Genomic DNA, 19,943 nt, shown 5'->3' with positions numbered 1-19,943 from the left:
GCCTCCTCGACACGACCCACGACAGGGTGATGCGGATGTCATCTCCCGATCTTGAAGAATCCCTCCGGCGCAGCGAAGAGTTCGCCGCTCGTCTGGTCGAAAGCAGCCGCGACTGCATCAAAGTCCTCGATCTCGAAGGCCATCTGCTCTCCATGAACACCCACGGCATGTCGGCGCTGGAGATTTGCGACTTCGGCCCGTTCGCCGGATCACGCTGGATCGAATTCTGGGAAGGCGACGACGCAACGCATGCCGCCGCCGCAATCGAGGCGGCCCGCAAGGGAGCGGTCGGACGCTTCACAGGATTTTGCGCCACGACACAAACCAAGACACCGAAATGGTGGGACGTGTGCGTCACCGCCATTCTCGACAAAGACGGCCGGCCGGAAAGGCTGCTTGCAATCTCGAGGGATGTGACCGAAGTCAAGGAGGCCGAGCAGCAGCTGCGACGCTCGCAGGAGGATCTGGAAAAGCGGATCAGCGCACGCACCCGTGAGTTGGCCCAGACCGGCATGGTTCTGCAGGACATCGTCGAAGGCGTCGAAGCGAAAGTCGGCGAGGAGTTTTTCCCCTCGCTCGTCCAGCAACTGGCCACGTCGATGGGCGTGGATTACGCGTATATCTCGGAGCTCAGTGAACAGGGCGGCCGGTTCCAATCGAGGGCGGCATGGGGCAAGGGCCGGCCGCTGCCGCCGTTCGACGTCCCGGCGAAGGGTCCCTGCGAAACGGTCCTGATGCGGAAGTTTGTGCATCATCCCGATCAGCTGCGCGAGCTCTATCCTCATGTGCCGTTCATCCAAGCGATCGGGGTCAACAGCTACTGCGGGGTGCCGGTCGTAGACTCCAACGACCGAGTCCTAGGGCATCTGGCCATCATGGATTCCAAGCCGATGCCGGATCCTGTGCGCGCGACCTCCATCCTCGGCATTTTCGCCATGCGAGCTGCGGCGGAGTTCGAGCGGTTGCGATTCGAAACGGCCATGCGCAAGAGCGACCTGACGCTGCGTAAGATCGACGAAGGTACGGCAGCGGCGACCGGAGCCGCGTTTTTTCCGTCGCTGGTCAGAAATCTGGCCGAGGCCCTTCAGACCAAGTACGCGTTCGTCTCCAAGTTCGTCGAGGGAAATCGGGCGCGCGTGCGGACGCTGGCCTTCTGGAACGGCGACGGCTTCCTGGACAACTTCGAATATGACCTGCCCCATACCCCTTGCGAACGTGTGTTGGCCGGAGAAGTCTGTCTCTTTCCGGAAAAGGTCCAGGAGCTGTTCCCGGACCACCGGAAGGAACTGGCGGAGCTGGGGGTGGAAAGCTATTTAGCGATTCCGGTTTCGGACCGTTCCGGCACGGTCATGGGCCACCTCGCCGTCATGGACACGATGCCGATGCGCGACGACCCGCGCGTGCTTTCCGTCTTCAAGATCTTCGGGGTCAGGGCCGGGGCCGAAATGGAGCGAGACCGGATGGACGCACAATTGAAAGACAATGAAGAGCGTTTGCGCGACTTGTTCGACGAGGCGCCGATCGCGTACGTCAACGAAGGCCTGGATTCCAAGTTCATCCGAGCCAATAAGACGGCGTTGAAGACCCTCGGCATCACGCCCGATCAAGTGGATGGGACCTATGGATTCTCGTTCATTCCCGACCAGCCGGATGCGCAGCGCCGATTGAAAGAAGCGTTCGAGTCCATCGGGAAGGGCATCGATACGAGCGGCGTGGTGCTCGAACTGCGTCGCAAGGACAACGGCAACCCCCTCTGGATCCGGTGGTGGTCCCGGCCGGACCCCAGCGGCGCCTACACCCGCACCATGTTCGTCGACATCACCGAGCAAGTGCTGATGGAACAGGAAAAGGCCCGACTCGAAGCGCAGGCCGTCTACCTACAGGAGGAAATCAAGGGCACGCACAACTTTGAAGAGCTGATCGGCTCATCCACCCCGCTCAAGAAAGTTCTGAAAGAGGTGGCGCGCGTCGCGCCGACCGATTCCACCGTCCTCATCACCGGCGAAACCGGGACCGGCAAAGAGCTCATTGCTCGGGCCGTTCACAATTTGAGTCCGCGCAAGAATCGCGTGTTGGTGAAGGTCAATTGCGCCGCGATTCCCGCAGGGCTGATCGAGAGCGAGCTGTTCGGTCATGAAAAAGGCGCCTTTACCGGCGCGTTGGCGAAACGGATGGGGCGGTTCGAGGTGGCCGACAAGGGGACGATCTTTCTCGACGAGATCGGGGACCTTCCGCTCGAGCTGCAATCCAAGTTGCTGCGCGTCCTTCAAGAAGGCGAGTTCGAGCGGGTCGGAGGCACGGAGACCTTCAAGGTGAACGTACGGGTGATCGCCGCCACGAACCGAGATCTCGAGCAGCTCTCGAAGACCGGCCACTATCGCCCCGATTTGTATTACCGGCTGAACGTGTTTCCGATTCATCTGCCGGCGTTGCGCGAACGGGATGGCGACATTCCGCTGCTGGTGCAATATTTCGCGCGCAAGTTCGCGGCGAATCTCGGAAGACAGATCGACCGGATTCCGGAACGGATGATGTCGGCGCTCCAGCGATACCAATGGCCGGGCAACATTCGTGAGTTGGAGCACGTGATCGAGCGCGCCGTCATTTTGAGCGAAGGATCTGAGTTGGAGCCGATTGATTGGCTCTCGCCCGCGACCGGCAAGGCCGGAAATGAAGCGAGCGTGACGCTCGAAGAAACGGAACGCCGATATATCCTCGAGGTGCTGGAACGAACCGGCTGGCGCGTGAGCGGCGACAAGGGTGCGGCCGCCATCCTGGGGTTAAAACCCACGACGCTTGAAGCGCGCATGAAAAAACTGGGTATTGTCCGCGTGAAGCGCGATGAATGACGCGTGATTCCAGGGCCGTCATTCCCGCCCCCCTGTTCGCCATCCCCGCGCCCCTGTTCGTCATTCCCGCGCCCCTATTCGTCATTCCCGCGAAAGCGGGAATCTAGATCAGAAACCTGGATTCCGGGTGCTTCTCATTACTCCACGAATCTTGTTCCTGCCATAGGCCGATAGCTCTCAGCTCCCTGGTTTCCTCCCAACTAATTGGGGCGCTCCCAAGATATTGGGAATCCTCCTTGGGAATCGTCGTCGACTTTCTCACGACGAACGAGTCGATTCCTCAGAGACTTCTCTTCCAGATCAATCAGTTGCTTGCCTCCTCTCACGCTCTGCAGGGCATGGCACAGCCGTTGCTCACTGCCCTAACCGTCGAAAGGGAGACGAGACGATGCTGAAAATTACGAAGATACGAGAAAGCGCGAGCGACGTCCTCATCAAGCTGGAAGGCAAGATCATGACGCAGTGGGCCGCCTTGCTTGACGGTGAGTGTCGGTCCTATCTCCGACAGAAAAAGGCGGTCTATCTGGATTGCTCGAACGTCGACTATCTCGATGGCAGAGGCATTGAAGTCCTGAAAAGTTTACCCCAGACGAAAGTCACCCTTATCAGTGCTCCCAACTATCTCACGGAGCTGCTGCAGATTGGAGGCCGATTATGACTCCCGACGCCGTCACCTTCACTGAGTCCTTGAGCCGTCAGCCGGTATCCCTCTGGAAGGTGCCGGCCAGGGAGATCAGTCAGAAGAGAGGCGAAGCGGCCCTCGTCACCCGTCTCAGATGCGGGGATGAAGGGGCCTTCGACGAAGTGGTCAACCGACACCATAGCGCCTTGATCCGCATGGCGATGGGCTATGTCGCCGATCGGGAAGTTGCGAAAGAAGTGGTCCAAGATACCTGGATGGCGGTGATTGAGGGTCTGGATCGATTCGAAGGCCGGTCGTCGCTCAGAACCTGGATCTACGGCATCATGATCCACAAGGCCAAGGATCGCGGCGTCCGGGAAAAGCGCCACACGACGTTCTCGGCCTTCGAATCCTGCGAAGACGACAACGAGGAAGCGGTCGACCCGTCTCGCTTCCATCAGAAAGGCGAGTCGGCCGGCCACTGGGCCTTTCCTCCGCAGCCCTGGGACGATCAGACACCCGAGAAGCTGCTGTCCTCGCAACAGACGATCAACGCCATGAACAGCGCGATTGAATCGCTGCCGGGAACCCTCAAGGAAGTCTTGATTCTCCGTGACGTTGAAGGAGTCGATATCAAGGAGGCGTGCGCCCTGCTGAACATCACGGAAACCAACCTGTATGTGCGGTTGCACCGAGCGCGCGAGCGGGTGCGCAAGGTGGTGGAAACGTATCTACAGATGTCGGCCTAGCCCGCATGATCGCTGTCACAGTCTGCTGCAACCGCGTCTAGGGTGCTCCGTAAATCCTGGAGGGACGAAGGTGTTTCTCCAACGTCCATCAGATGCTGTTGAGGTGGTCCGATGAGCAGACAAACGACGTCGGACCTCTTAACCATCGCCCAGATGAAGCGCCCTCCGACTGTTTCCCCAACTCAACAAGTTTCCACCAGTTCGGCGGTGCTCGTCGGGAGAGCGTCAGGCCTAGCAGGTCCATCAGCCCAAGCAAATCATGATGGAACCACTGGAGCGGCACAGGCTGCCGGTGCTCATGCGCAGGTTTTGACGACGGTAGACGAGAACGTACGAAAAGCGTCCAGATGCGTGGTGATGATCATATGGACGATGTCGAGATTGAGACGGGCGTATTCATCGACGGCCACATTGCGGAGGCCGACCATCCGCTGCATCCGCGCCGCCAGGTCGGCCGGGAGGAGGCCGGCGGCCTGCAGTAGCGCGAACGCTTCTCGACTTTCTTGGGGGAGCCCCAGCCGACGCTGGCTGACCACATACATGGCCAGGTCGATGACGGTCTTACAGGCGGGTCAGCGAAACAGGGGACAGATTCCTTAACGGGTCGCCATCTCTATGAGGCTGGAAACTTCGGCGTATAATTCTGCTGCCCGTCGAGAGACCAGATCCCATAGTGTCCTTCGGCGCCGTTCGGCCCTTGCCACGGGGCGGTCGGTGGAACGGTGACATTCTGGTTGCTTTTCCAGGGCTCGTCGATCGCCTCAAAATAGTAGGTCATGACGCTGCGCTGCACGGCCCACTGCTTGATCGCCTCGTAGTAGGCTTGGGCATTCGCCACATTGTTCACCGAATTGTTGAAACTGATCCCCGCCGATGGCCACCCCGTCTCGCCGATCATGACTTCACATTGTGGATTCAGGCCGGCGACGGCGGTCTTGATGCTGTCGAAGGCCTGGGCGATGTTCTGGACGCTGTCTCGGATCGTGCCGGGGGGATTCGGCGGGTAGAGATTGCAGAGCATCACATCACAATTCTGGACCAGCGTCTGCAGCTGCGTCAGATAGGGGCAGGCCGGATTGGTGAGCTGTCCGAAGGTCTGCGAGCGCACTCCAATTTTCAGATTGAGATTCTTCGCCTGTGCCTTGTTGGCCGTGAGCATCGCCGTGACGGCGCTGGTCGTGGTCGCGTCGGTGACGTATTCATTGGTGAAAACCAACGTCGTGACCGTATTCGCGAACACCGAGTTGGCCGCCTGCGCCGCGGCAAACGCGGCGGCGATCTCCGCCTGTTGCAACTCCGGCGTCGGCTGCTGATAAATGCCCTGTGAAACCGCAATCACGAGCTTGCCTTGCTGCCGATTCACCTGCGCCGCCGCGCCGGCGATGCGGCAATTGGAATCGACCTGATTCCATGGTGTACTGGGCTGGTAATAGCCTGCATAGCCCATCCCGTATGTACTGATCTTGTCGAAAGCAGGCGCGATGACCGCAAGCATGCGGGCAATATCCTGCTGGCTGTACGAATTCCAGAGGGGTGTTGAGGCGTGAGGGGGCGTCCCGGTCCACTGTCCCGCATAGGGTTGAAACGCTATTCCAAGATACGTCGGTGCCATGCTCGTGTCCTCCTTTGGTGTCCGCTCGATAACTCAGCCTTGGCCGGATCTCACGGAGGTGCTGCACAGGCAATAGCTGTGAATTGGACAGCAGTCAGAGCGGTGATGTGTTGGACCGTAGTGTTCACGAGCAGGAGCAGTAGAGTGGCGTACTTCATGGTGGCGCGACGGAGGAGTTCGTTTGAGTTATTTGTCTGATATGCGTGTGAACATGCCCAACCCATCTTGGTTCAAATTCTCAACGACGACACCGGCGGCGTTGCCATCGACGCCTACGGTAAACGTGACGCCGCTCCAGCTGACCGCGTTTTCACCGGCCGTCTCATAGTAGAGCCTATCGTGATCATAGCGCGTCAGCGGATACGCCGACTTGTTCGGTCCCTGGCGCATCGTGAGCTTGCCGTCCTGCACGACGAGTTCAAGCTTCCCGCAAAAATCGTTCGCGTAGGTGCCGAGATAGACGACATTTGCCAGCGGCGGCGTCCGCCGTGACCGCGCGCGCGATTGGGGCGCGCCAGGAAATCCGACAGGCGGGACCTCGTGGCACTCATGCCCAATCGCTGATACAGCCGCTCGTCGGAGAGCGTTTCCCACGATGTCCCGGCAGCCTTGGACGCGGCGACGGCGCAAGACCTCCGCGCGGTCATAGCCCATATCCTCCAACAAGTCGCCCGCATGATCCGGCAACCCACTCCGATGGGCAGATGTATCCCGAATCGTGAGCGCGGCCGTCACGGACGCATCATGCATGTGAAAGCCGGGATCGTGATCGATGATGCGATCGTCCCATGTCACCACGCGATCACCGACGAGCCCCGCGATCACGGTCGAGCCCAGCGGCTTGGACATCGAAGCGAGTTGAAACACGGTGTCCGCGTCCACAGCCCTTGGCATAGACGACCTGATCGTGATACACCACGGCGATAGCTAGGCCGGGCACGCCTGTGTTCTTGCGGAGCTCGTTGGCCAGCTTCTCCAGCTCCGGGAGCGCCGCTGTGGCCTGGTCCGGCGTGATTTCAGTGGTCATGTGCAGCACCCTCTCCTCTCGTTTCAGTTAACATCGACAATACCGACCTATCCGAACAGCTCCCGGAACAATTGCGCATTGGCCGGGAAGCCGCCGATAGATTGTTCGTTGATCACATTCCAGCAGGAAAGGTGCGCGAGCAGGTTCACTTGCCGAGACTCCAGGCGCAGTTGTAAGAACGTGTCGTAGTTGGGAAACGTACGATAGAGGAGCGGCTCGAATTCCATCCCGAGCCGGACCGTGCGGCTCAATTGGTTGAGCCAGGCCGTGACGGGATTCGTGTAGACCCAGAGCACGTCCACCGGCCCGACCCCTTGAATGCCGAACCGTGGGTTGTCCTGCACGGTGAGCCTTGTCTGCTTGCAGATGGCCGAGCCGCCGGCCTGGTGCGCCTGCCAGAGGTGATCGATCAAACTATAGAAGGCTTGCTGGTCAAAGACCTGGTTGTACCGATACGGCGCAGCGGAGGATGAGACCGGAGCCGGAGACGATGGATAGGGCTGATACGGCTGTCCCGCCACCTTGGGTTGCAGGCCGAACAGCGGCGGGAGCTGGCTGTCCACCACGACCTGTTTGGCGACCGGGTCCCAGGACAGCGGCGTCAGCGCATGGACGAAGGCGACGATACGAGTGATCTTTCGTCTCAGCAACGCCATGATGCCGGTGTTCTCCAGATTCCCTCCATCGCCGATGAAATACTGCTGCGCAGGCGTCTGATCGGCCGTCATCACCGGCCAGTAGGAATACACGGGATCGATCTCCTCCAGCCAGGGATAGTGCGCGTAGAAATACTGGATCAACGGACCGACGAACGCCGAGCTGCTGGTGCCGGCGATGTCCGATAAAGAAAATCGCTGCGGCGGGGTCGGAACCTGCACGCGGTTCTGTGCCGGCGGGGCCGCCGGCGCTTGACCGCCGAAGGCAAATGAATCGACGGTGCCTCCGCCGACACCTCCTTGCAGCGGTAACGGAACCCCCGCGCCGGTCACGGAAGCCTCGAACGGGTAGGGCTCCAGCGGCGGGCTGCCCGGCGCGGGCCGGCGCAGATGGACGCCGGTCGGCGAAAAGATGGTGGAGTTCGTGATCAGATGCGGTCTTCCTGATTTCTGGACGAGGTGAAAGTCGGCGGCGCTCAGCGTCGGATTGCGCCCGTCGCCGAGGATCACGCTCTCCAGCCACTGCGGAGTTGAGCTGAAGTAGGTCGCGGGAGACCCTTGCTGCGTGATATCGCCGAGGCCGAAGGGTTCAAGAATCAAGGCGCCCACCGCCCGACACCACAGCACGTGCGGCGAGTCGCGGTACTTGGCAAGAAGGTCGGCGGCCTCGGCGAGGAACTCGACCAGGCCGATGCGCGTGCAGAGGCTGCCGAGCGCGTGATCGGACAAGGTGTCCAACGCCTGCGCCGGATCTTCGCCGGAGCGGTGTTCCCAGGTCAGGTCGCCCGGATTTGGAACGACGCCGCCCAGAAATTCATCGTCCGAAATGTCCGCCGGCAGATAGGTGAACGGCACGCCGGCCCACGAACCGCCGGACACCGTCGAGAGCGCCGAGATTCGATTGAGGAGACCCAGCGAGCGGAGTCCGCGCAGCTCGCCCATCGAGGCGGACGCCGCGCGAGAACCACCGCCCGAGAGACACAGGCCGACGCCGGAGGTGATCGACAACGGCGGAAACGGATACAACTGCGGGTGCAACGACGCGGGCGAAGCCGGCGCGGCGACTGTCTGTCGCATTTGCTCGATCCGACTTTGCGCCCCGCTTCGCCAGCGCTGCTGAAGCACGTCGTACCGCACCCGCAACGCTTCCACGGCGCGGGCATCGCCGCGCTTGAGCGCGCTTTCCAGATCCTCCCTGGCACGTTGGAGGTCACTGAAGGGGTTGTTGCTCGGAGATGTCATGTGGATCGGCCTTGCCGACCTGCAGGGCCGTCAGGTCGGCGTTCATCGTTGTGCAATCCGGCCAAGCCGGCTGGACCTTCTCGTCGTAGCTCGGTCGACCGCTGATGGACTGCGCTCCTCGACTGGTTGCGCGATCTCAGCAGATATCCCCGCCGGCTTGGGCCAAAAGATCTGAAGCAAGGCGCTGAGGAAGCTCGCTACCACCCCCCGCCTTTCCTCCAAAGACAGACTGTTAACTGTTACAGGTTGCACCCTAGGGGCCTCTCATCCCGCAGGCCACTAGGAAGAACTCTAGAACCTATCTCAAATTTCATTCATGATGGGATGGGATCTGTGGTCGTCATTCCCGCGCAGGCGGGAATCCAGTCTTATCAGGTCATTCTGGATGCCCGCTTTCGCGGGCATGACCAGTTCTGACCGGAAGACCCATTTTGAGATAGGTTCTAGTGGAAACTTGATCATCTGATGATTGAAGGCGGTTGTGAAGCCGGGCTGAAAGAAAGGCCGTCGAGAGAGATGTACGGGTAAGCCATGAAGAAAGTATGCGTCACCACCTTGAGCCAAAATCTGCTCCGCCTTGTCGATAAAGTGATTGAGAGCGGCAGGTCTCTCGTCATCAAACGAAAAGGAAAAGGTCTGGCCTGTGCGTCCGGTCGTGGTCAAGGTTTCCAGTGTGCTCGTCGGTCACACCCTCAGGCTGTGTGTAAGAAACGGGCTGGAACGCCGACTCACGGTTAAGACGTCAACCGGAGAGTCTGCATATGGCAGCCGATCCATCCGAACAGGCCGCACGGATGATGACATGCCGCGAAGTTGTGGAGTGTACGACTGCCTATCTGGAGGAGTATATCCGGGACTCCGCAAGAGTCAGTATGGATGTTCACCTGGCCGTCTGCGCCGGCTGCCGTACCTATGTGAACCAGATCGCGTTCGTTCGAGAGGCGACGGCACTCCTCCCAAGACCGGTTTTCCCTCCGGCTGAACAGGCGCGTCTCCGCCAATACTTTGCCCAACGCCACCATCCTTTGCGGCAGCCGAAGCAATTCGGGTATGGTGGGGACGGCGCGGGTTAGTCAACGCCCCTCCACGTCTTGATCCATCAGCACGGAGCCTTCATGGAAAGTGCGCTGATCTATGACCGCCTGCAATTTGCGATCACCGCCACCTTCCACTATCTCTTTCCGCAGTTGACGATGGGGCTGGCACTGTTGCTGTTCTACTTGAGGAGCAAGGCGCTCCTCGGCGGCGGCGAGCATTACCACCTGGTGGCTCGCTTTTGGACCAAGATCTTCGCCTTGAGCTTCGCCTTCGGCGTGGTCACCGGCATTCCGCTCGAATTTCAGTTCGGCACCAACTGGGCGAAGTTTTCCAACTTCGCCGGCGGCGTCATCGGCCAAACGCTGGCGATGGAGGGGCTATTTGCGTTTTTTCTGGAGTCCTCGTTTCTTGGCATCTTGTTGTACGGCGACAAGCGGTTCAGTCGTGGCGTGCAATGGTTCGCGTCGTTGATGCTCTTTCTGGGCTCCTGGCTCTCCGGCTATTTCATCCTGGCCACGAACGCCTGGATGCAACATCCCGTCGCCTACACGGTCGCGCCGGACGGGCGGCTGTTCGTCGACAGTCTCTCTGGATTGCTGACCAATCCCTGGCTTCTCTGGCAATTTACGCACAACATGACGGCGGCGGTGGTCACTGCTTCGTTCGTCATGGCGGCCGTCGGGGCGCTCTACCTGCTCTCGGGAGTCCATCAGGAGTACGCCCGGACGTTTGTTCGCATCGGCGTGGTGGCCGGCTGCGGCGCGGCCGCGCTGATGATCTATCCGACGGGCGATGGGAATGCCAAACAGGTCTTCGAGTATCAGCCGGTGAAAGGTGCGGCGTTTGAAGGGCTTTTCAGAACTGAACGGGGTGCCGGGCTGTTATTGATCGGTCAGCCGAACATGGAAACGATGACCATCGACAATCCGCTCGTTGTGCCAGGTGCCTTGAGCTTTTTGGTGTACGACGAGATCTATGCCAAGGTGAAAGGACTCGACGCGTTTCCGCGTCTCGACTGGCCTGATAACCTGCCGCTCCTCTATTACTCCTACCACATCATGGCGGGGTTGGGGACCATCTTCGTCGGCGTGATGGGGCTCGCGTTGCTGTGGCTGTGGAGAGGTCGACTCTTCACCGCCAGTTGGCTGCTGTGGCTCCTCGTGCTGTCGGCGCCGTTCCCCTATATCGCGACGACGGCCGGATGGATGACGGCGGAACTCGGCCGCCAGCCTTGGCTGGTCTATGGTCTCCTGCGCACCTCCGAGGGCGCCTCCCCGCTGGTGCATTCCGGCAACGCGCTCTTCACCCTGTTGGGTTTTCTTGGACTCTATCTGTTGCTCGGCATTCTTTTTCTCTTCTTGTTCCTCGAAACGATTCGACAGGGGCCGGCCGGCAGTCCGAACGGCGGTACGGCATAATCGGACAAGATGGAAACATTTTGGTACATCGCTGTGACGCTGATGCTGGGGGCCTATGTCCTGCTCGATGGCTTCGACTTCGGCGTGGGCCTCGTCTATCCCCTCGTGACAAGAACGGAAGAGGAGCGCGTGACTGCCTTGGGTGCAATCGGGCCGGTCTGGAATGGAAATGAAGTGTGGCTCATCGCGGCAGGCGGCCTGTTATTCTTCGCCTTTCCCAGGGCCTATGCCGCCGGGTTCAGCGGGTTCTATCTCGCGCTCATCATCGTGTTATGGCTGTTCATGGCCCGAGGACTCGCGCTTGAACTGCGGTCGCATGTGGACCATCTCCTCTGGAGACAGTTCTGGGATCTCGCGTTTTGCGGCGCGAGTGCGCTGCTGGCTGTCGTGTTCGGCGCGGCGTTGGGTAATCTCATCCGCGGGGTGCCGCTCAACCAGGACGGCTACTTTTTCGTGGCGCTCTGGACGAATTTCATGACGGGGCCGGAACCGGGTATTCTGGATTGGTTCACGGTGTTGACCGGACTCACCAGCGCGGCAATCCTTGCGCTCCATGGCGCGAATTACCTGGCGATGAAGACCGAGGGCTCGCTACAGGCGCAGGCCAGGACCATCGCCAGACTGGCCGGCTTTGCCACGGTCGGCTCGGTGGTGCTGGTGCTGGCTGCCGTCCCGTTCGTTCAGCCGTCGTTCAGTCACAACTATGAAGCCCATCCGATGGGCGCTGTGTTGCCATTCCTTGGTATCGGCGCGCTGGTGGCCACAATCGTCCTGCGACGTCGCGAGCATGACGTCTACGCATTCTATGCCTCCTGCGTCATGATCCTCGCGTTCTTGGCCGGCACGGCCTGGGGGTCGTATCCCAACATCCTGATCGCGACGACCGACCCATCGCATAGTCTGACGGTTGGCAATGCGACCGCCGGAATCTATGGCATGCACGCCGGTCTCTGGTGGTTCTTGCCTGGGTTCATCCTGGTGATCGCCTACCAGGTCTATGCCCATCGGCTGTTCTGGGGCAAAGTCCATCCCTCCTCGCACTGATTCACCCTTCAACTGACGGTAAGATTTCCCTCCGCTGTCCGACTGATCGGCAATGGCTCATCCCTACCTATTTACCATGAGGACATAGACCATGAAAGCTGTCGCCGTCATCCCTGGAAAACCCGATTCGATCCATCTCGCCGAACTGCCCAAGCCATCGGTCCATGAGATCCCGAACGGACGCGGCGTGCTCGTACAGGTCTTGCGCGTCGGTGTCGACGGGACGGACAAAGAGATTAACGCGGCGGAATACGGGCAGGCGCCTCCCGGCTACGATTTTCTCGTGATCGGCCATGAGTGTTTCGGCCGGGTGCTTGAGGTCGGGCCGAGCGTGACCGAGTTGATGCCCGGCGACTATGTCGTCCCGACGGTTCGTCGTCCCGGCGGAAGTTTCTACGATCAAGTCGGCCAGTACGACATGACGCTGGAAGATACCTACTATGAGCGTGGCATCAATTTGCGCCATGGCTACCTGACGGAACTCTTTATCGACGATCCGGAATATTTGGTGAAGATCCCGCGAGGACTGAAAGATGTGGCTGTCCTGCTCGAACCGACCTCGATCATCGAAAAGGGGATCATCCAGGCCTATGAGGCGCAGCGGCGATTCAAAATCTGGCGGCCCAAGAAAGCGGCGGTGTTGGGCGCTGGGACCGTGGGATTGCTCGCAGCCCTTTCATTGAAGATGAAGGGACTCGACGTGACGAGCTTCGGCAAACAGAGCGGGCCGTCTCGGAATCTCGATCTCTTGGCGCAGCTCGGCGTGCGATACATCTCGACGGATGATCTGTCGATCCGTGAAGCAGCGAAACGATTCGGTCCGTTCGATCTGATGTTTGAAGCGACCGGCTATTCACCGGTGGTGTTTGAAGCCATGGAGTCGTTGGGGAAGAACGGCGTGTTGATCCTTGCCAGCGTAACCGGCGGAGACAGACAGCATCCGATCCCAGCCGACAAGATCAACCTGGACTTCGTGTTGGGGAACAAGCTCGTCGTCGGGACGGTCAATGCCAACAGGGAGTACTTCGAGGCCGGCGTGTATGACTTTGCGCGGGCGCAGCTCGAATTCCCAGGCTGGCTTCCGAGGCTCCTGACCCATCCAGTCACGGGATTGGAAAACTATGAAGAGATGATGAGGACGTTGACGACGGAAAAACAGGCCATCAAAGTCTATGTGAACGTGGCCTACGAATAGAAGGTGCGGATGGTGGGACCGCTCGCTCCGGCGACGTGTTAACCCGCATGGCTCTGTCGCGCCTTGGCTCCGCAACTCGCTCCGATCGAGACTTCGTCCGACCGGAGCTTCGAACAGTGCTCGCCATCTCGCCTGCGGCAGACCGCACCGACAGAACCATGCAACCCATCGCATGTCGCAGCCGGCCCCACCATCCTCATGCGCCGGATCATGCGCGCCAGTGACGGTTGACTCGCCGCGACAATACTCATAGTCTCTAGACTGATCGGCTGCCATATCTGTACTGATGCCTGATGCCTTCACCTCAGCAGCGGTTTGGCAGGCAGGTCCGCCGGCTCCGATTGAAGAAGGGGTGGACACAGGAAGAGCTTGCCGAGAGAACCCACCGTTCTGCAGACCAATGGCGTGATTTCGAGCTATCATTGGTCGGACAAAGACGGTGAACCGGACTTTGCGGTCGAATACCACGGTCATCGGCTCAAGATCGAGTGCAAGAACATCAGAAGCAAAGAGCTGTTTCGTACACCGCCAAGTTATAAGGTTGAGTTGCAGAAGACACGAAACTCAAAGGACGGAACAAATACACGCGGCTATAGGCCGAAACAGCGTCCTTCCGGTCACAACATCACGGATAAGTTCCGAGATAACGGGGGAGCGATTCCGCCAAACCTGCTGACCTTCGGAAACAACGACAGCAATGGTTATTATATGGAGGCTTGCAAGAGAGCCGGAATCAAACCGCACCCTGCAAGATTTCCAATTCAGGTGCCATCCTTCTTCATCCGATTCCTCACAGACCCATCAGACTTGGTACTTGATCCCTTTGCTGGGAGCAATACCACCGGCGAAGCTTGTGAACGAGAACACAGGAAGTGGATTGCAATGGAGCTGAACGAAAGCTACCTAGCGGGAAGCCGATTTCGTTTCGACAAGAGGAACCTTGAGAATCTCCTCCCGTTTGAAGCAGATCCTGCTCAGAGGGCCGAAGAAGGGAATCTCGTATCACTGTTCGATTGACCGCGCTAGACCTACTCACCCCTTCCAATTCCCTCCACACGCATGTCCATTGTTCATGGGTAGCCATGGTAAGCCTATCTGCGAGTTGCGAGATGGCATTTCCTCATTTCCGGTTCGGGTGGACCGGTTGCGCGATGAGAAATGCCCTCTCCCTTCAATCTAGGATGCCCTCGGATAAGCGAGCATGACCGGAGGAACGAGGCATCCGCCGAGGCTTGGCCGGGAAGGAAAGCTGGAACTGACTGACGGCACTGCGATCGTATGATCGCAGCGGAGGGAATTCCAGAAGGGCGCACGGCGCGAGGAATAACGAGCGCCATGTTTGTGCGCGCCGCCGAGATGGTGAGGCGGCTGGAACCGTTCCGAGAGGTACCGCGAGCGAAACCGAGGGCATCCGCCATTCGTCGCATGATGGTGCATCCGAACCGCGCGTCGTTCGTCAGCCGAACCGCTCCTTCCTTCGTACACTTGGGCCGGAACGCCAGTGCAGGCAGGCCACGGTCTCCGAGTTCTGACGAAGTCGCTGCGATGTCCGGATCGCCGTACAGCCCTCCCATGCGGACTTGCAGGGCCGCTTCGAAGCTGCTACGGTCTATACAATTGCCATACAGTGGGAGCGATGCCATGAACTCGGCAAACATTCTGAGGAAAGCCAAACCGGTCAATGTTCGAGAAGCACAGGCTCAACTGTCGAAGCTGATTCGCTCCAAATCTCCATCAATGGTGCTCTCGCATGGAAAGCCGGTCTCATTTCTCGTGCCGTACGAGGACATGCTGGACTTGGTCGAATCCCTCGACGAATTGAAGAACAAGAGGCTGCTTGCTGAAATCGAACGCGCCCGTTCCGAGTACGCGGACAAGAAAGCCGTTCCTGCGGAGCGTCTCTTCAAGAAGATGGGGCTATAGTTGCCCTACCAGGTCGTGTTCCCCAGCGAACGGGTCGAACGCGAGTTTCAGAAAACGTTGACCAAGATCCCCGCCGACTACAGGGAAGCCGTCGTTCGCGCGGTCCGGTCTCTCGCCGTCAACCCAAGGCCGGAAGGAAAGCGGATGAAAGAGCTTACCGGCCACAAGGTCGCTTCACACTTCACCACCGAGTTTCGTTTACGCGTCGGCCCCTTCCGGGTCCTGTACGACGTGGATGACCAACGCAGGAAGGTGGTGCTGCTCAAGCTCGCCAAACGCAACGAACAGACGTACAAGTAGAATTTGCGACTCGCCTCCATCACTGGATCAAACAGACCTGACTTCCTTCGCATCCTGCTGTAAGAACAAGCCTCGTCGACCGACATTCCTCTAGCCAGCGGGAGTGGACTTCGATATGAGACCCCCGCTCAAGAGTTGGTTTCTCACGATTCTGTATGCAACAACCTGCGCCGTGCAGGCTTCTGCCGACGAAGATTTCGAGCGTGGCGGCGCGGCAATCGCCGGCTACGATCCGGCGGGCTACTTCACGGAGATGAAACCTGTGAAGGGTATCATGGTTACGTTCACTCCACTCCATCATTCAAGAGGAGGTCTTCCATGAAAGGGATATTCGTGGCGATGGTTGCGGTTCTCAGCTTGGCAGGATTCGGTTCTCTTTCTTTTGCCGACGAGATGGGCAAGATGAAGGATGAGATGAAAGGCGACGCGATGGGGCACGGGGACGCGATGAAAGAGGAGATGAAGGGAACGTCGAGCGAAACGAAAGGGGAGAAGGATGCCATGAAGGGTGAGGCGAAAGCCAAGCACGACCAGATGAAGGGAGACATGAAGCCCAAACACGATGAGATGAAAGGCGAGATGAAAGGAGCGATGGGCAAGTAGCCGATAGAGAGCACTCACGAGAGGAGATCATCATGGTCACCGTGATCGAACGAGAGTTGGATACGCAGAGTCCAGGGCGAGATGCGATTCCGTCTCCGGAGCGGAAACCTGAGCCGATGCGCCCCGCGCCAGCCGGAGCCCTCAAGGAACGAATCTATCGACACAAGCTTCCCGTGCGGCTTGCCCATTGGCTCAACGTCGTCTGTCTGTTCATCTTGATCGGAAGCGGCTTGCAAATCTTCAACGCGCATCCGGCGCTCTATTGGGGCGATCGATCAGATCGCGACCGGCCGTTGCTCTCGATCCGTCCGATGAGGACCGACAGCGGCGAGATGAGAGGTGTCACGACGGTCTTAGGACGCCAATTTGATACGACCGGCGTGCTCGGCTATTCGAATGGGTCCGGCCGCGCGTTCCCGGCATGGGCCACGGTGCCCAGCGCACGTTGGCTTGCGATGGGACGGCAGTGGCATCTCTTTTTTGCCTGGGTTTTCGTGATCAACGGAGTGATCTTTGCGACCTACGCCTTCGTCACTCGCCACTTCAAGAGAGATCTCTTGCCGACCGGCCGTGACTTGAAACAGATCCCGCAAGCGGTGAAAGACCATATTGTCCTGCGTCATCCGATGGGCGACGAAGCCAAGCGCTACAACGTGCTGCAGAAACTGGCCTATGTCGGCGTGATCCTCGGCCTCGCGCCGTTGATCGTGTTGACGGGCCTGACTATGTCGCCGACGATCGATACGGCGTTCCCCTGGTTGTTGACGATCTTCGGTGGACGCCAAGCCGCGCGCACGATTCACTTCGTCGCCTGTTTCTCATTCGTGGGATTTATCGTCATTCACGTCGCACAGGTGATCTTGACAGGGTTCTTCAACAACATCCGCTCGATGATCACCGGATGGTTCGTCATTAGACATGAGGGAGTCAACCATGAAACCTAGAAAGTCATTGAACCAGGACGCTTCCTTTGAACATCTTGCAGGAGCACAACCGAAGACGGCCATGAAACGCCGCCAGTTTTTGAAGGGCACCGTCGGCGCAGCCAGCTTGCTTGCGCTAGCAGGCTGCGACAACCTGACGCAAAGCAGTTGGTTTCCGAACATTCTCAATAGGGCGGAGAAGCTGACCAACTTCGCCCAACGGGCCATCACGCCGGTCAACGCGCTCGCCAAGGAATACACGGAGTCGGATCTCTCGGCCGTATTTCCCGCGAACGGCAATACCGATCCGGGTACGCAGGCCTATGCCCAGGCGCTGCGAAATGATTTCGCGGACTGGGATGTGACGATCGATGGGCTCGTATCCAATCCGACCAGCTTTTCACTCGCGGCCATCAAAGAGATGCCGGCGCGGACACAGATTACCAGACATGATTGCGTCGAAGGCTGGAGCGCGATAGGCAAATGGACCGGCGCGTTATTGGGCGACTTGATGCGCCAAGTCCAGCCCTTGCCGAACGCCAAGTATGCCGTGTTCTACTGTGCCGACGTGGACGACGAAGGCATTTCCTATTACGAGAGCATGGCGTTGGCTGATGTCTTTCATCCCCAGACAATTCTGGCCTATGAACTGAACGATCAGCCGCTGGATGTTCCGCATGGCGCGCCACTGCGTCTCAGGTTCGAGCGCCAACTCGGCTACAAGCAAGCGAAGTATGTGACGCGAATCCAACTGGTCGAAACCCTCGAAGGCATCGCCGGCGGGAAAGGCGGGTATTGGGAAGACCAAGGCTATGAATGGTACGCCGGAATTTAGGAAGGTCGAGGTTCAGGTTGAGGTCGAGGACATCATATGAGGATCAGGCAGAATCAATTCAGCTCAGTCTTGACCTTAACCTCAGCCCTCTTCCTGCTGACCGGCTGCTTGTCGCCGATTGCCATGCACCGGGCGGTGATTGAGTACGATCGGACGGTCAGTTACGTCGAAGCGGATCTCCTGCTCTTGAATATCGCGCGGGCCCGCTATCATCGACCGGTCCATTTCACGGCGGTGTCCAGCGTGGCGGCCACGTTCGATTTCCGTACCAGCGCGGGGATCAGCGGTGGAATCGGACGCGCTCCAGATGCTGCGGAACGGGCGATCAGCCTCGAATACAGCGCGAGCGTCGCGGAGAACCCTACGATCACGATCGTGCCGATCACCGGCGAAGAATTCACCAAGCGCGTGTTGCGTCCCCTCGACGAGGACAAGTTCGAATTTCTGGTCCACCAGGGGTACGACATCAACATGGTGCTGCGGCTCATGGCTCGCGGCATCGCGATCGAGACCGAAGAAGGCGCGCGCGTGTTGTTCAACCAACCGACGCAGGGGGAAGGGTATGTCGAATTTCGTCGTCGTCTCTTGCATTTGGCCGGACTGGACGCGGAGCGGAAGCTGTTCGTCGAACCGATCCTTTTTGAGGAGTCGCAGACGGTCAAGACGAGCCGTGCGCCGAATCCCGACGAAGTCGTCGCCGCGCTGGAGAAAGGGCTCCGCTGGGAGGGCGATCAGGAGGGGAAAATCCACACCGTGCGACGCAAGGCGGTCGGACGGCTGCTCATTGCCAACTACGATCCCAAGCGGCTGTCCAACGAAGACCGGCGCAGACTTCACGAGGAAGCCCAACGATATCCCGCGGACTATATCATGGTCGACATCCAGGAAGGCTTTCCGGGCGGCGACTATCCGTTGCGCGGATCGATCTTGCTCCGCAGCATGAATGCGATCATCGGCTTCGTGGCGCGCAGTATCGAGGAGGAGCCGGAAATGATGGTGCCTCCCGATTCGCGCACCAGAACGGTCGTGCGAAATCCGGCCAGGACACTCGAAATCGATGAATCCACGTCGAAGCCGGACGACTATGAGTTCTCCGTGTCCTTTGACGGACGATACTATTCCATTCGGAAATTCCCCGTCAGCCAGGGGATGGTGCCGAGTTGGAACCAGGAGGCCTTTGCCGTGTTGTCGAACCTGTTCCAGATGACGGTGACGGACCTGACGAGGTATCCGACGCCGGCGATCGCGATCGCGAAGTAACGCGCGAAATAGGGACTGGCCCCGGCGCCGCCGGTGCCTGTCCCTGTTTGTTCGCCGGTACCTGTCCCTGTCCTGTAAATCCAGTCGATGGACGACTTCCGTAGGAGTGGAAGGAGGACGTCATGCTCGATCGATTTCTCATGGCATTGTTGGCGGTCTTGGCCGGCATTCTGTTCACGTGGGCCGTGGTCAATGCGAGCGTCGGCATGAAGGCGCCGGACATCACGAACCAGACCTGGCTGAACAGCGATCCGCTTCACCTGAATGAGCTGAAAGGCAAAGTCGTGATGGTCGAGTTCTGGACCTTCGGCTGCTATAACTGTCGAAACGTCGAGCCGTACGTCAAACGATGGCACGAGAAATACACCGGCCAAGGCCTCGTCGTCATCGGGGTCCATTCGCCCGAGTTTTCGCGCGAACGCGAAGTCGAAAACGTCAAACGTTATCTCAAGGAGCACGACATTCGCTTCGCCGTTCCGATCGACAACGATTTTTCAACCTGGAACAAGTACGGCAATCGCTATTGGCCGGCGATGTACGTGATCGACAGGCAGGGTATCATCCGGCACATTCGAATCGGAGAGGGCGGTTATACGGAGACGGAGCAGTGGATCAAGCGGCTCCTGAAGGAGCCGTCGTAGGGGAGG

Annotated in this window: 22 protein-coding genes; 16 read left to right on the top strand and 6 right to left on the bottom strand. The window is 59.1% G+C overall.

The window, feature by feature from the left end; translation table 11 throughout:
- The first annotated feature begins 35 nt into the window (after nucleotides 1–35).
- The 3 genes from P0111_14160 (at nucleotide 36) to P0111_14150 (ending at nucleotide 4,220) form a co-directional block, all read left to right on the top strand.
- Complete coding sequence (locus tag P0111_14160) at nucleotides 36–2,849, top strand: sigma 54-interacting transcriptional regulator (protein MDF0645170.1); 2,814 nt, start codon at nucleotides 36–38, stop codon at nucleotides 2,847–2,849.
- A 388-nt stretch (nucleotides 2,850–3,237) separates the two neighbouring features.
- The gene (locus P0111_14155; GenBank protein MDF0645169.1) at nucleotides 3,238–3,507 is read left to right on the top strand and encodes a hypothetical protein; all 270 of its coding nucleotides are present in this window, start codon (nucleotides 3,238–3,240) and stop codon (nucleotides 3,505–3,507) included.
- Entirely contained in the window at nucleotides 3,504–4,220 is a 717-nt protein-coding gene (locus P0111_14150; protein MDF0645168.1) for a sigma-70 family RNA polymerase sigma factor, read from the top strand. The genes P0111_14155 and P0111_14150 overlap by 4 nt, the downstream gene beginning before the upstream one ends.
- Nucleotides 4,221–4,516: 296 nt before the next feature.
- Here P0111_14150 and P0111_14145 read toward each other — a convergent pair whose 3' ends face one another.
- The 6 genes from P0111_14145 to P0111_14120 form a co-directional block, all read right to left on the bottom strand.
- Entirely contained in the window at nucleotides 4,517–4,768 is a 252-nt protein-coding gene (locus P0111_14145; protein MDF0645167.1) for a DUF86 domain-containing protein, read from the bottom strand.
- Between the two features lie 65 nt (nucleotides 4,769–4,833).
- Nucleotides 4,834–5,832 (bottom strand): glycosyl hydrolase family 17 protein, encoded by a 999-nt coding sequence (locus P0111_14140; GenBank protein ID MDF0645166.1) that lies wholly within the window; start codon nucleotides 5,830–5,832, stop codon nucleotides 4,834–4,836.
- A 186-nt stretch (nucleotides 5,833–6,018) separates the two neighbouring features.
- Nucleotides 6,019–6,681, bottom strand: a complete 663-nt coding sequence (locus P0111_14135; GenBank protein MDF0645165.1) for a serine hydrolase — start codon at nucleotides 6,679–6,681, stop codon at nucleotides 6,019–6,021.
- On the bottom strand, nucleotides 6,635–6,859 hold the full coding sequence (locus tag P0111_14130; protein MDF0645164.1) for a serine hydrolase: 225 nt from the start codon (nucleotides 6,857–6,859) through the stop codon (nucleotides 6,635–6,637). Before P0111_14130 ends, P0111_14135 begins: the two co-directional genes overlap by 47 nt.
- Before the next feature lie 47 nt (nucleotides 6,860–6,906).
- The gene (locus tag P0111_14125) at nucleotides 6,907–8,757 is read right to left on the bottom strand and encodes a hypothetical protein (protein ID MDF0645163.1); all 1,851 of its coding nucleotides are present in this window, start codon (nucleotides 8,755–8,757) and stop codon (nucleotides 6,907–6,909) included.
- Nucleotides 8,758–9,060: 303 nt separating this feature from the next.
- Nucleotides 9,061–9,420 (bottom strand): hypothetical protein, encoded by a 360-nt coding sequence (locus tag P0111_14120; GenBank protein MDF0645162.1) that lies wholly within the window; start codon nucleotides 9,418–9,420, stop codon nucleotides 9,061–9,063.
- A gap of 98 nt (nucleotides 9,421–9,518) precedes the next feature.
- On the opposite strand from P0111_14120, the gene P0111_14115 reads away from it, so the two are divergent.
- From P0111_14115 to P0111_14055, 13 genes are all read left to right on the top strand, one after another.
- Nucleotides 9,519–9,830, top strand: a complete 312-nt coding sequence (locus P0111_14115) for a hypothetical protein (protein MDF0645161.1) — start codon at nucleotides 9,519–9,521, stop codon at nucleotides 9,828–9,830.
- 42 nt (nucleotides 9,831–9,872) lie between these two features.
- Entirely contained in the window at nucleotides 9,873–11,213 is a 1,341-nt protein-coding gene (locus P0111_14110) for a cytochrome ubiquinol oxidase subunit I (protein ID MDF0645160.1), read from the top strand.
- A 9-nt stretch (nucleotides 11,214–11,222) separates the two neighbouring features.
- Nucleotides 11,223–12,257: a cytochrome d ubiquinol oxidase subunit II gene (gene cydB / locus P0111_14105; protein ID MDF0645159.1), complete on the top strand. Its 1,035-nt coding sequence runs from the start codon at nucleotides 11,223–11,225 to the stop codon at nucleotides 12,255–12,257.
- A 91-nt stretch (nucleotides 12,258–12,348) separates the two neighbouring features.
- Entirely contained in the window at nucleotides 12,349–13,452 is a 1,104-nt protein-coding gene (locus P0111_14100) for a glucose 1-dehydrogenase (protein MDF0645158.1), read from the top strand.
- A gap of 369 nt (nucleotides 13,453–13,821) precedes the next feature.
- Nucleotides 13,822–14,469, top strand: coding sequence for a site-specific DNA-methyltransferase (locus P0111_14095; GenBank protein ID MDF0645157.1), 648 nt, complete (start codon nucleotides 13,822–13,824; stop codon nucleotides 14,467–14,469).
- Between the two features lie 624 nt (nucleotides 14,470–15,093).
- The gene (locus tag P0111_14090; GenBank protein ID MDF0645156.1) at nucleotides 15,094–15,375 is read left to right on the top strand and encodes a hypothetical protein; all 282 of its coding nucleotides are present in this window, start codon (nucleotides 15,094–15,096) and stop codon (nucleotides 15,373–15,375) included.
- On the top strand, nucleotides 15,376–15,675 hold the full coding sequence (locus tag P0111_14085; GenBank protein MDF0645155.1) for a type II toxin-antitoxin system RelE/ParE family toxin: 300 nt from the start codon (nucleotides 15,376–15,378) through the stop codon (nucleotides 15,673–15,675). It begins immediately after the preceding gene.
- Nucleotides 15,676–15,790: 115 nt separating this feature from the next.
- A complete protein-coding gene (locus P0111_14080; protein MDF0645154.1) occupies nucleotides 15,791–15,997 on the top strand; it encodes a hypothetical protein in 207 nt (68 codons plus the stop codon).
- On the top strand, nucleotides 15,994–16,278 hold the full coding sequence (locus tag P0111_14075; protein MDF0645153.1) for a hypothetical protein: 285 nt from the start codon (nucleotides 15,994–15,996) through the stop codon (nucleotides 16,276–16,278). Before P0111_14080 ends, P0111_14075 begins: the two co-directional genes overlap by 4 nt.
- 32 nt (nucleotides 16,279–16,310) lie before the next feature.
- The gene (locus tag P0111_14070) at nucleotides 16,311–17,222 is read left to right on the top strand and encodes a cytochrome b/b6 domain-containing protein (GenBank protein MDF0645152.1); all 912 of its coding nucleotides are present in this window, start codon (nucleotides 16,311–16,313) and stop codon (nucleotides 17,220–17,222) included.
- Nucleotides 17,212–18,036, top strand: a complete 825-nt coding sequence (locus P0111_14065) for a molybdopterin-dependent oxidoreductase (GenBank protein ID MDF0645151.1) — start codon at nucleotides 17,212–17,214, stop codon at nucleotides 18,034–18,036. The genes P0111_14070 and P0111_14065 overlap by 11 nt, the downstream gene beginning before the upstream one ends.
- Before the next feature lie 36 nt (nucleotides 18,037–18,072).
- Nucleotides 18,073–19,296 (top strand): hypothetical protein, encoded by a 1,224-nt coding sequence (locus P0111_14060; GenBank protein ID MDF0645150.1) that lies wholly within the window; start codon nucleotides 18,073–18,075, stop codon nucleotides 19,294–19,296.
- Nucleotides 19,297–19,418: 122 nt separating this feature from the next.
- The gene (locus tag P0111_14055; GenBank protein MDF0645149.1) at nucleotides 19,419–19,937 is read left to right on the top strand and encodes a redoxin domain-containing protein; all 519 of its coding nucleotides are present in this window, start codon (nucleotides 19,419–19,421) and stop codon (nucleotides 19,935–19,937) included.
- Nucleotides 19,938–19,943: the final 6 nt, after the last annotated feature.

The organism is Nitrospira sp., assembly GCA_029194535.1.
Taxonomy (GTDB): domain Bacteria; phylum Nitrospirota; class Nitrospiria; order Nitrospirales; family Nitrospiraceae; genus Nitrospira_C.
The sequence above is the reverse complement of the archived record's forward strand: the minus strand, read 5'-3'. Positions and strand labels throughout refer to the sequence as shown.